Origin of the sequence: Streptomyces antimicrobicus, assembly GCF_020532625.1 — a bacterium.
GTDB classification, from domain to species: Bacteria; Actinomycetota; Actinomycetes; order Streptomycetales; family Streptomycetaceae; genus Streptomyces; species Streptomyces antimicrobicus.
In genome coordinates, this window is record NZ_JAJAUY010000177.1 from 1 (window position 1) to 10964 (window position 10964).

Genomic DNA, 10964 nt, shown 5'->3' on the forward strand with positions numbered 1-10964 from the left:
GGGGGGGGGGGGGGGGGGGGGGGGGGGGGGGGGGCGGCCCCCCCCCCCCCCCCCCCCCCCCCCGCCGCACCCCGAGAGGATCCCGCGTGCGTCTGCGCACCTCCCTGGCCGCCGCCCTCGGCGCCTTCGCCCTCGTCCTGACCCTCCCGACCGCCGCCACCTCGGCCCCGGCCGCCGCGCTCGGCGAGTTCCGGTACACCTACGTCGGCATCGACGGGCAGCCGCGGACGGCGCGGCTCGACGACCCGCAGAGCGGAGAGTGCGTCACCCTCCCCGAGGTGGCCGACCCCGACGCCTCGCAGCCGGCCCACTCCCCCCGCAACCGCACCACGTCCACCGCGACGGTGTTCACCGAACCCGGGTGCGACGGCGATTACTTCACGCTGCGCCCGCTCACCGGCCGCGGCAGCGAGCGCCTGAAGCTGCGCTCGGTCGTGTTCAGCTGATCGCGACGAGTTCGACCTCAAAGCCGTCCGCGTCCGCCAGATAGGCGGCGTACGTGCCGGGACCGCCGGCGTACGGATGACGGTCGGGGAACAGCAGCGTCCAGCCGCCGTTGCTGAGCACCCCGGCCGTCAGCCGGTCCACCGCGGCCGCGTCCTCGACGTGGAACGCCAGGTGGTTCAACCCGGGCCGGTGCCGGTCGTAGGACCCGCCGGTCATCGCCGGGGACTGCTCGAACACCAGGTACGCCGTCCCCAGCCGCCAGCTGCGCCCGTGCTCCCACTCCTGGTACGGCGTCCAGCCCAGGGCCCTCAGCAGCGGCCCGAACGAGGCGACGGCCCGCTCCAGACTGGGCACCCAGAGCTCCACGTGGTGCAGCGAGCCGTGGACCGGCCGGGTCATGTGCCGTCTCCTCACGCGGTGTACGGCCCCCACCGGGCCTGGTCCGCCCCAGCCTACGGCCGGTTCACCGCTGTACGGCGGCCAGCACGGAGGCGGCCACCGTGCCTGTGGCGGCGACCGCCATGCAGGTCCGGGGCCGCCCGGACAGCAGCCCGACCACGAACGCCGGCACCGGCGGCCCGGCCGCGGGGGTCCGCAGGGCGGCGCAGCGGGCGCACGCGGAGTCGTGCACCAGGGCGTCGAGCCACAGCGCCCCGTCGAGCGGGGCCCGCGCGAAGACGTCCCCTTCGTTGACTTCCACACTCACACCCCGGTAACCGCGCCACGCCCGGCACGGCAACGGCGGCACCCCGAGCCGAGACCCAACCGTTGCCGACGGGCCCCGCGCCCGGGTCGGGCCAGGCCCGGGGCGAGGGTGCCGGGCGTGTCCCGTTCCGCCCCAACTCCCTTGCCCCCAGGCCGAGGAGAGCATTGCCGGAGCCGCCGTCGCCGCCTAGGTTGATCGCGCGCCGCGCCCCTGCCGGCGCGGAACCGACCAACCCCCGGAGGACTGATGCGCCCGACGCTGCGCGCACTGACGACGGCGGTCACGACGGCGGTCGCCGTCACCACCGCCCTGGCCCTGGCACCCCCGGCGGCCGCCGGCCCGCCGACACCCGGTGCCGGTGCGCACGTCGAGGTCGAGATACCCGGGCCGGAGCACGGCACCGAGGCCGGCTCGGGCCGGGCCCGGGTGCCGGCCGGCGGTACGGGCCGGGCCCAGGGGCGGCTGTCGGAGGCCGAGCGGAGCACGGACGGGGAGGTCACTCCCCTGGTGTCCAACGGCTCCCCCGCCGACCGGCTGGACGTGGTCGTCGTCGGCGACGGCTACACCGCCGCCGAGCAGGAGAAGTTCCATGCCGACGCCCGGCAGAAGTGGGACGAGATCACCGCGGTCGAGCCGTACACGACGTACCGGAACCTGTTCAACGTCTGGGCGGTCGACGCCGTCTCCCGCGACTCGGGCGTCTCGGGCGACCCCGGCCAGGACGTCGTGCGCGACACCGCTCTCGGCTCGTCCTTCTGGTGCGACGGCATCGAGCGCCTGCTGTGCGTGGACCAGCCGCGGACCGACGCCTACGTGGCCCGCGCGCCCGAGGCCGACCTGGTGCTCGTCCTCGCCAACAGCACCAAGTACGGCGGCGCCGGCTACAACGAGCCCAGCCCCACCCTGGGGTACGAGGGCATCTCGACCGCGTCCTCCGGCCACCCCAAGTCCGGGCAGATCGCCGTCCACGAGACCGGGCACTCCCTCGGCAAGCTCGCCGACGAGTACTTCTACGCCGACTACCCGGGCTACGAGCGCTACACCGGCCCCGAGCCGGGCGAGTCCAACATCTCGGTCCTGACGGCCGACGCCATGGCCGAGCGGCGGGCGAAGTGGCACCGCTGGCTGGGCGAGGCCTCGCCGGACGGCGGCACGGTGGGCACGTACGAGGGCGGCGGGTACTACGTCAAGGGGCTGTTCCGGCCGACGGACAACTCGATGATGCGCTCGCTCGGCAAGCCGTTCAACCTGCCCGGAGTGGAGGCGATGATCGCCGGTTTCCACCGGCACGCCCGCACGGCCACCGCCCTCACCCCCACCGACCGGGTGCTGCGGCCGGGCGGCACGGCGCGGGTGGCCGTGCCCCGGCTGGCGGGCGCGGACGGGCGGCAGCTGACGGTCCGCTGGTTCCTCGACGGCCGGGAGCTGCCCTGGTTCGCGGGCCGCGACCGGGTGCGGATCTCGGAGCTGACGGTGTGGCTGGTGGACCACCGCGAGCACCGGCTGACGGTCCGGGTGAGCGACGGTACGACGGCCGTGCGCGACCCGGAGATCGCGCGGAGCCTCACCTCGTCCGCCGACTGGCGCGTACGGCTGTGAGGTCGGGCGCGCACCTGGCGCGTCAGTCGACGGGCCAGGTGTGCGCCGGGGCGTTCATGTGCATGTAGTCCATGTACTGGCGGGTCATCCGGCGCAGCGACTCGTGCCGGTGGCTGTGCAGGGTGTCGTCGAGGTGGTGGAACATCTCCGACTGCCAGGTCGCGCCGTTGCGTCCGGTCACGCAGCGGTGCTCGACGACGCCCAGCAGCGGCTCCCGCCAGGCGGCGTCCATCCCCACGGCCTCCAGCCCCTTGTGGGCCAGCGGCAGCAGCCGGCGCAGCACGAGCTCGGCCGCCGGCACCTCGCCCATGCCCGGCCAGTACAGGGAGGCGTCGATGCCGTGGCGGGCGGCGGTGTGCAGGTTCTCCTCGGCGGCGGCGAAGGACATCCGCGACCACACCGGGCGTTCCTCGTCCACCAGGGCGCGGGTCAGGCCGTAGTAGAACGCGCCGTTGGCGAGGATGTCGGCCACGGTCGGACCGGCGGGCAGCACCCGGTTCTCCACCCGCAGGTGCGGCTTGCCGTGGGCGACGGCGTAGACGGGCCGGTTCCAGCGGTAGATCGTGCCGTTGTGCAAGGTCAGCTCCGCCAGCTCCGGGATGTCGCCGGCCTCCAGCGTCTCGTGCGGGTCCTCGTCCTCGCACAGGGGCAGCAGGGCGGGGAAGTAGCGCTGGTTCTCCTCGAAGAGGTCGAAGACGCTGGTGATCCAGCGCTCGCCGAACCAGACCCGCGGCCGGACGCCCTGGACCTTGAACTCCTCGGGCCGGGTGTCGGTGGCCTGCTCGAACAGCGGGATCCGGGTCTCGCGCCACAGCTCCTTGCCGAACAGGAAGGGCGCGTTCGCGGCCAGCGCCACCTGGACCCCGGCGATGGCCTGGGCGGCGTTCCAGTAGTGCGGGAAGTCCTCCGGCGAGACCTGGAGGTGGAACTGGGTGCTGGTGCAGGCCGCCTCGGGCGTGATCGTGTCCGCGTACGCGCGCAGCCGCTCGACGCCGTCGAGGGCGATCCGCAGGTCCTCGCCGCGGGCGGCGAACACCTGCTCGTTGAGGAGGTGGTAGCGGGGGTTCTCCGACAGGGCGTGCTCGCCGACGTCGCTCAGCCGGAGCGTCGGCAGGATACCGATCATGATCAGGTGCGCGCCGACCTCGTTGGCCCGTGCCTCGGCGTGGTTGAGGGCGTCGCGGATCTCCTTCTCCCACGCGTCCGGGCCGCCGGAGGTCAGCCCGCGCGGCGGGATGTTGATCTCCAGGTTGAACCGGCCCAGCTCGGTGGCCCAGGCGGGGTCGGCGATGGCGGCGAGGACGTCGGTGTTGCGGTGGGCGGGCAGCCCGGAGTCGTCGACGAGGTTGAGCTCGATCTCCAGGCCGACCTGGGGCCGGTCGGCCTCGAAGCGCGACTCGCGCAGCATCCGGGCGAACGCGTCGAGGCAGGACTGTGTCTTGTCGCGGTAGCGGCGCCGGTCCTCACGGGTGAACACCAGTGCCGGGACATCGCGTCCCATCGGGCCTCCCGAGTCCTCCGGACGCAGGTCCGGCGCTCGTCGAACTCGTTGCCGTGTTCCTGCCTCCAGCGTCGCACGCCGCGCCCACCGGGGCACACGGGCCCGGCTCGACTACGCTCGAAGGGCGTGTGCGGAAGCACGCGCGAGAAAGGGGTCGTGCCGTGTGCCGATGGCTCGCCTACGCGGGTACGCCCGTCCTGCTGGACGACGTCCTCTACAAACCCGCCCACTCGCTGATCGATCAGAGCCTGCACTCCAAGCTCGGGGTGGAGACCACCAACGGGGACGGTTTCGGGGTGGGCTGGTACGGGCCGGACGGCTCCGGCGAGCCGGCGGTGGTCCGCGACATCGGCCCGGCCTGGAACAACCGCAACCTGCGGGAGATCGCCGCCCACGTGCGGTCCTCCCTCTTCTTCGCCCACGTCCGCGCCTCTACGGGGACGGCCGTGCAGCAGACCAACTGCCACCCCTTCCGGCACGGCCGGTGGCTGTGGATGCACAACGGGTCGATCACCGACTTCCTCCGGCTGCGGCGTGACCTGTGCATGGCCGTGGACCCGGCGCTGTTCGCGTCCATCGAGGGGTCCACGGACTCCGAGGTGATGTTCTACCTGGCCGTCACGTTCGGACTGGACCAGGACGTGCCGGGCGCGGTGGCCCGGATGGCGGGGTTCGTGGAACGGCTGGGCAAGGAGCACGGGGTGGAGTACCCGCTCCAGATGACGGTGGCGGTCTCCGACGGCACGCGGCTGTGGTGCTTCCGGTACTCCAGCGTCGGCCGGTCCCGGTCGCTGTACTACAGCGCCCGCCCGAAGACGGTCCGCGAGCAGCATCCTGACCTGCACTACCTGCGCGACGTCTCCGACACCACCCGGCTGGTCGTCTCCGAACCGCTGGGTGACCTGCCGGGGGTGTGGCACGAGCTGCCGGAGAGCACCTACACGGTGGTGCCGGCCGAGGAGAAGGACTACCTGCCGTTCTGGCCGGAGCATCCCTGAGCTGCGCCGAGCGGCCCTGAGCGGCGGCCGGTCCGGAGCGGGGGCCCGGGAGCGGTGCGGGTCAGGCCGCCCGGAGGTGGTGGGCGAGCGGCGCGTGCGGGTCGTCGTCGGGGCTGGGGTGGTCGGTGTGCACGGTGGCCGCGGTGAGCCGGGGTACGCCGTGGATGAGGGCGTGCTCGGCGGCGACCGCGATCCGGTGGGCCTGGACGACGGTCAGCTGCGGCGCCACCACGATGTCGGCCTCCGCGCGCAGGCTGTGCCCGATCCAGCGCATCCGCACCCGCCCGGTGTCCAGTACGCCGGGCACCGCGCGCAGCGCCTGCTCGGCCCGGTCCACCAGGGCCGGGTCCACCCGGTCCATCAGCCGGCCGCACACCTCCCGGGCGGCGTCCCCCAGCACCAGCAGGATCGCGAGGGTGATGAGCAGGCCGACGACCGGGTCGGCCAGGGGCACCCCGAGCGCCGACCCGGCGGCGCCGAGCAGGACGGCGAGGGAGGTCAGCCCGTCGGTCCGGGCGTGCAGTCCGTCGGCGACCAGGGCGGCCGAGCCGATCCGGCGGCCGGTCCGGATGCGGTAGCGGGCCACGGCCTCGTTGCCGAGGAAACCGACCACGGCCGCGGCGGCGACGGCGCCCGCGTGGGTGACGTCCCGGGGGTGCAGGAGGCGTACGACGGCCTGGTGGCCGGCGAACGCGCAGGAGGCGGCCACGGTCAGGACGACGGCGATGCCGGCGAGGTCCTCGGCCCGGCCGTAGCCGTAGGTGTAGCGGCGGTCGGCGGCCCGGCGGCCGAGGAGGAACGCGAAGGCGAGCGGTACGGCGGTCAGCGCGTCGGCGGCGTTGTGGACGGTGTCACCGAGCAGCGCGACCGAGCCGGACAGCGCCACGACGACGGCCTGGACGGCGGCGGTGGCGGCGAGGACGAGCAGGGAGATCCACAGGGTCCGCATGCCGGCGCGCGAGGTCTCCATGGCCGGGTCGAGCTTGTCGTGGCTGTCGTGCCGGTGCGGGGTGAGGAGGTGGGCGAGCCGGTGCCACGGCGACCCGGCGGCGGCTGCGCGGCCGTGGTGGTGGTCGTGGTGACCGGGCTCGTGCTCGTGACCGGGCCGGGGGTGGTCGTGGTGGTGGCCGGGCCGGGGGTGGCGGCCGGGCTCGTCGTCGGCGGGTCCGTGGCGGTGGGGCTGCTGGCTCATGCAGGTGCCTCTCGCGTCGCGGGACGGGCGGCGGCACGACGGAGCTGGACTGCGCACCGCCCGCGTTTCATTATGTGCAGATGAACGCACGCATGCACCTGTCAGGTGCGCAGTCCTCGCAGGTGGCGGCCGAGCGCGAGCGGCTGGCCGTCGCCGTGGAGGTGCTCGGCCTGCTCGCCGACCGGACCCGGCTGGCGCTGCTGCGGCACCTCGGCGAGGGCGAGGCGGACGTCACCACGCTGACCGCGGCCTGCGGCGCGAGCCGGACCTCGGTCAGCCAGCACCTGGCCCGGCTGCGCCTGGCGGGCCTGGTGACCAGCCGCAAGGAGGGCCGCCGGGTGGTCTACGCGCTCCGGCACGGGCATCTGCGCCGGCTCGTCGACGAGGCCCTGAACGTGGCGGACCACCGGCTGCGGAACCTGCCTCCGCACGACTGAGCACCCCGCCCGGGCCAGGACGCCGCCAGCTCTCAGCGGCCGGTCAGCACGATGACGCTGTCCTCCGGCTCGAAGCGGACGGGCGCGCTCTTGGGCGGGTTGATCCGGACGCCGTAGGCGGGCCCGCGGGCCGCCTCGGCGCCGGTCCGGTAGCCGAGGGCGGACTCGCCGCGCCGTCGCGCCGCCTCCACCACGGTGGCGAAGGTGACCTCGGCCCCCGCGCGGACGTACGCGGTGGCCGGGACCAGGTTGATCTCGCTGCCGCCCGGCGAGAAGAGCAGGTCGAACAGCCGGGCCAGGTCCCGGTTCTCGGCGATCTGGGTCAGCAGCAGGGCGATCAGCCGGCCGTTGACGACGAAGTCGTCGCCCTCGTCGAGGGGGGCCAGGGCCCGGCTGCGGTCGTCGTTCATCTCGGCGACCACGTGGATCGGGCGGCCCAGGCTCCGCTCCAGGTCCCGCAGGTGCAGCAGGGTGACCAGGGTCCGGCTGTCGGCCTGCCAGGCATCGGTGTCGTCGTAGCCGAGGACCACCACGTGGTCGTAGGAGCCGACGTCCAGGCCGCGCAGGATCGCGGGGTTGCCGATGTCCCCTTCCCGGAAGGTCGTCTTGAGGGGGCTGCGGTACGCGTCCGCGTCCGGCCGCCGCGCCCGCCGGGCGGAGCACAGGGCGTCCAGGGCCGCGGCCGGTCGGGGGCCGTGCGCGACCACGTCCAGGACCGAGCCCTCGGCGACGTACCGTTCCAGCAGCTCGGCGACCATCGGCGCCCGCCGGTTCCACCCCAGCATGAGGACGGATTCCGGCCGGCGGGGGCGGTCGGCGGGGGTGGCCAGGGCCGTCGGGTCGACGGGGAGCGGGCCGGGGGCGAGGACGACGGTGTCGTCGTCGCGCGAGACGGCGACGACCGCGTCCCCCTCGCCGATCACCGTCTCCGGCGGCGGGTTGAGCAGCAGGGTCCCGTCGGCCGTGCGCAGCCCGGCCACGGCGGAGGTGTCGTAGGCCAGCAGCGCCTCGCCGTACGTCCGGCCGGTCAGGCGCGGTTCGGCGGTGACGTAGAACTCCTCGCCCGCGAAGTCGAGCAGTTCCAGGTGGACCAGCGGCAGCCCGGGCTGCCGGCAGGTCTGCACGATCAGCCGGGCCATGATCTCGTCGAAGCAGAGCACGCAGGCCCGCGGACCGCCCGCCAGTCGGGCCGCGGTCAGGTTCGCCGCGTCCCGCAGGGCCGTCACTACGTGCCCGGGCCGGTGCCGGCCGGGCTCGGCGGAGCCGCGGTCCAGGGCGAGCAGGGTCCGCACGATCTGCGCGTCGGCGGTGGGCCCCTCGGGGGTGAGGACGATGACCGAGCGGGCGGTGGCGGTGCCGACCAGGGCCACGTCCGCGGGGTCGTCCGGGCGGCCGGTCCGGCAGATCACCCGGGTCGGTCCGCGCCGGGGCAGCACGGCGCGGATCTCGTCCTCCATCTCCGTCTTGTCGCGGTCGGCGAGGACGGCGACCGCGGCCCGGCGGAGGTTGGCATTGGCCTCCGCCAGTTCGCAGATGATCGGCAGGGCCTGCTCCGACCAGCCGAGCAGCACCGTGTGCCCCTCCTCCAGCACCACCGACCGGCCCTTGCGCAGGTCCAGGATCTTGTCGTTGACCCCGGTGGTGATCAGACTGACCAGGGCGCTGGCGAAGAACACGCCCACGGCCGCGACCAGCACCGACAGCACGACGAACACCGGGGTGCCGACGGGGCCGCCCAGTTTGAAGACCGTCCCGAGGCTCTTCCACGCCCCCAGCAGCAGGTTCCGCGGCGTGGGGGCGGTGTGCGGGTCCGCCCACACCAGCAGCAGGGCGACCGGGACCACGAGCGCCGCGCACAACGCGGAGAGCCAGCCGATGAGGGCGGGCGTGCTGCGCGCCATGGTGTTGTCGAACCAGTACCTCAGGCGCAGCCCGAGGGACGGGCGCCGGTCGCTGCCCATGGCCGGATCACCTCCGTGTCGCCTGTGTGGGTGGGGTGGGGTGGGGTGGGGGTGTGAGTGCGGGTGGGCGGGTGGGCGGATCAGTCCGCCTGGTGGACCTCCAGCGCGGTCCGCACCGCCGATTCCAGCGCGCCCTCGATCCAGGCCGGCTTGACCGAGGTGTGGCAGCCCGCGAAGTGCAGCCGGCCCTCGGGGCGGCGGACGTGCGGGAAGAGCTCGGTGTGCTGGCCGGGCAGCAGGACCGAGGCCTCGCCGTAGGCGTAGGGGTCGCGCATCCAGGACTGGGTGCGGCCCACGCCGGTGTAGAAGACCTCGATGCGCTGGCCGTAGACGTCCTGGAGGCCGGCGAGGGCCCGCGGGTAGCGCTCGTCCTCGTCGAAGGCGTCCCACTTCAGGGCGTCGTCGGCCCAGCTGTAGGAGGCGAGCACCACGCCGCCCGCGCTGCCCTCGACCGGGTAGGAGGGCTGGAACATGAACCGGTTCGGGTTGTCCGTGGTGGACCCGCCGCCGAACACCCCCGCCGCCTCGGGCTGGTCGCGGACGGGCACGCGGCTGGCCGCGTAGTGCACCCGCTGGGCCTGGCTGATGTGCCCCTTGGGCACGGACGGGTGGGAGCCGAGCAGCGATCCGTCGTCGGGGGTGCGGCCGAACTGGTAGGCGGCGTACAGCCCCTTGCGCACGGCCTCCAGCTCCCTCTTCCAGTCCGCCTCGTCGAACTCCCACCAGCGGCGGCTGAACTCGAGCAGCACCTTGGTCGCCGCGTCGTAGTGCAGCTCGGTCACCGCGCGGCGCTTGCCGTACGACAGCGGCGGTGTGACGGGGATGTGGCGCAGGCCCGAGAAGGGGACGGTGACGACGGCGATGTCACCGGTGAAGGTCTCGCGCACCGGTCGCCCGTCGCGGCCCTCGGAGACGGTCTCCAAGGTCACGGTGCGCCGGGCGGTGTCCTGGGCGATGCGGGTGACCCGGCGGTCGAGCCGGACCAGGTCCTTGACCCGCTCGTACATCGCGTCGGCCAGGGTGGCGGTGCCGCCCGGGAGTTCGTAGAAGGCGGTGTCCGGGCTGATCAGGGCGGAGCTGATGAAGGAGTGCAGGAAGGTGAGGTGGAGGCGGGAGGTGAGGTTCTCGACGGTGCCGATCAGGTCGACGGTCGCCTCGTCGAGCTTGGCCTCGTCGCTGAGGTAGCGGTACATCGACATGTGGCCGTAGCGCTGGATGATCCGGGCCCACGCCTCGACCAGCGGCCGGCCGTCCTTGCCCTCGATCTCCTTGCGGACGGGCGCGAGGGCGGTGCGCACGATCTGCGCGGCGGGGATGTTCTCGTAGGCCGCGGGCACGCCGAAGGAGCGGTTCACCGCGCGCGGGTCCCGGGCGTAGTCGGCGCGGCGCACCCGGATGCCGTTGACGAGCAGCCAGGTGCGCTGGGCGGGGTGGCCGGCGCGGTCGACGTCCACCAGGTGGAAACGGCGGCGGCGCAGGCCGAGGTCGTCCATCAGCCCGGTCACCAGGGGGTGGCTGTCGGGGATGCGCATGGCGCCGGCCTCGGCGTACTGCTTGGGATCGGCGAAGGGGGCCGCGGCGCGTTCGTGGCCGCCGGCCCGGAAGGTCTTGATCCGGCCGCCGACGCGGTTGGCGTTGGCCTCGATCACGGTGACCTGGTGGCCGGCCGAGCGCAGCAGGTGGGCGGCGGTCAGGCCGGCCGGTCCGGCGCCGACGACCAGCACCTTCTTGGGGGGCTTGCGGGAACGGGGCAGACCGGACCGCAGCAGGACGTCGGTGTACCGGGGCACCAGCGACTCGTCGTTGTCGTCGCGGACCAGTACGGCGCGGGCGACGGACAGGCAGGTGTCCCAATCGGCGGACGGCGCGCTCGCGGGGGCGGCGGCCGGGCCGGCCGAGGGCACCGCCGCGGCGACCCCGCCGGCCACCGCCAGGGCGCCTGCACCGGCCCCGGCGAGGACCGCGCGGCGGGTGGTGCGGGCGGGGGGCGTGGGGGTGGGTTCGAAGATCATGCCCACACCCTCACCGGGGGGGGGCCCCCCCCCCCCCCCCCCCCCCCCCCCCGCGCCCCCCCCCCCCCCCCCCCCCCCCCCCCCCCCCCCCCCCCCCCCCCCCCCCCCCCC

At 74.4% G+C, this 10964-nt stretch carries 10 protein-coding genes; 4 read left to right on the top strand and 6 right to left on the bottom strand.

Annotated elements, in window-relative coordinates; genetic code table 11:
- Window positions 1-86 precede the first annotated feature (86 nt).
- A complete protein-coding gene (locus LG632_RS27565) occupies window positions 87-446 on the top strand; it encodes a hypothetical protein (RefSeq protein ID WP_226730274.1) in 360 nt (119 codons plus the stop codon).
- Here the strand turns inward: LG632_RS27565 and LG632_RS27570 are convergent.
- Both LG632_RS27570 and LG632_RS27575 read right to left on the bottom strand, forming a co-directional pair.
- Window positions 439-846 carry a VOC family protein gene (locus LG632_RS27570; RefSeq protein ID WP_226730275.1) on the bottom strand — a complete coding sequence of 136 codons (408 nt, stop codon included), beginning with the start codon at window positions 844-846 and terminating at the stop codon, window positions 439-441. The two genes, LG632_RS27565 and LG632_RS27570, sit on opposite strands and share 8 nt — an antisense overlap.
- Before the next feature lie 64 nt (window positions 847-910).
- Window positions 911-1147 carry a hypothetical protein gene (locus LG632_RS27575; protein WP_226730276.1) on the bottom strand — a complete coding sequence of 79 codons (237 nt, stop codon included), beginning with the start codon at window positions 1145-1147 and terminating at the stop codon, window positions 911-913.
- 252 nt (window positions 1148-1399) lie between these two features.
- Between LG632_RS27575 and LG632_RS27580 the strand changes: the two genes are divergently transcribed.
- Complete coding sequence (locus LG632_RS27580; protein WP_226730277.1) at window positions 1400-2752, top strand: M64 family metallopeptidase; 1353 nt, start codon at window positions 1400-1402, stop codon at window positions 2750-2752.
- A 22-nt stretch (window positions 2753-2774) separates the two neighbouring features.
- Here LG632_RS27580 and LG632_RS27585 read toward each other — a convergent pair whose 3' ends face one another.
- Window positions 2775-4253, bottom strand: coding sequence for a glutamate-cysteine ligase family protein (locus tag LG632_RS27585; protein WP_226730278.1), 1479 nt, complete (start codon window positions 4251-4253; stop codon window positions 2775-2777).
- A 161-nt stretch (window positions 4254-4414) separates the two neighbouring features.
- On the opposite strand from LG632_RS27585, the gene LG632_RS27590 reads away from it, so the two are divergent.
- A complete protein-coding gene (locus LG632_RS27590) occupies window positions 4415-5251 on the top strand; it encodes a class II glutamine amidotransferase (protein WP_226730279.1) in 837 nt (278 codons plus the stop codon).
- A gap of 61 nt (window positions 5252-5312) precedes the next feature.
- Here the strand turns inward: LG632_RS27590 and LG632_RS27595 are convergent, their stop codons facing one another.
- Window positions 5313-6443 (bottom strand): cation diffusion facilitator family transporter, encoded by a 1131-nt coding sequence (locus tag LG632_RS27595; RefSeq protein ID WP_226730280.1) that lies wholly within the window; start codon window positions 6441-6443, stop codon window positions 5313-5315.
- An 80-nt stretch (window positions 6444-6523) separates the two neighbouring features.
- Between LG632_RS27595 and LG632_RS27600 the strand changes: the two genes are divergently transcribed.
- On the top strand, window positions 6524-6880 hold the full coding sequence (locus tag LG632_RS27600; protein WP_226730281.1) for an ArsR/SmtB family transcription factor: 357 nt from the start codon (window positions 6524-6526) through the stop codon (window positions 6878-6880).
- A 32-nt stretch (window positions 6881-6912) separates the two neighbouring features.
- On the opposite strand, the gene LG632_RS27605 is transcribed toward LG632_RS27600, so the two are convergent.
- Complete coding sequence (locus LG632_RS27605) at window positions 6913-8841, bottom strand: CASTOR/POLLUX-related putative ion channel (RefSeq protein ID WP_226730282.1); 1929 nt, start codon at window positions 8839-8841, stop codon at window positions 6913-6915.
- An 80-nt stretch (window positions 8842-8921) separates the two neighbouring features.
- A complete protein-coding gene (gene lgoX, locus LG632_RS27610; RefSeq protein ID WP_226730283.1) occupies window positions 8922-10853 on the bottom strand; it encodes an L-glutamate oxidase LgoX in 1932 nt (643 codons plus the stop codon).
- Between the last annotated feature and the right edge of the window lie 111 nt (window positions 10854-10964).

Bases quoted from the DNA above. Each gene is read 5' to 3' on its own strand.
- LG632_RS27570 (WP_226730275.1), bottom strand. From the start codon at position 846: ATGACCCGGCCGGTCCACGGCTCGCTGCACCACGTGGAGCTCTGGGTG.
- LG632_RS27580 (WP_226730277.1), top strand. From the start codon at position 1,400: ATGCGCCCGACGCTGCGCGCACTGACGACGGCGGTCACGACGGCGGTC.
- LG632_RS27585 (WP_226730278.1), bottom strand. From the start codon at position 4,253: ATGGGACGCGATGTCCCGGCACTGGTGTTCACCCGTGAGGACCGGCGC.
- LG632_RS27595 (WP_226730280.1), bottom strand. From the start codon at position 6,443: ATGAGCCAGCAGCCCCACCGCCACGGACCCGCCGACGACGAGCCCGGC.
- LG632_RS27600 (WP_226730281.1), top strand. From the start codon at position 6,524: ATGAACGCACGCATGCACCTGTCAGGTGCGCAGTCCTCGCAGGTGGCG.
- LG632_RS27605 (WP_226730282.1), bottom strand. From the start codon at position 8,841: ATGGGCAGCGACCGGCGCCCGTCCCTCGGGCTGCGCCTGAGGTACTGG.
- lgoX (WP_226730283.1), bottom strand. From the start codon at position 10,853: ATGATCTTCGAACCCACCCCCACGCCCCCCGCCCGCACCACCCGCCGC.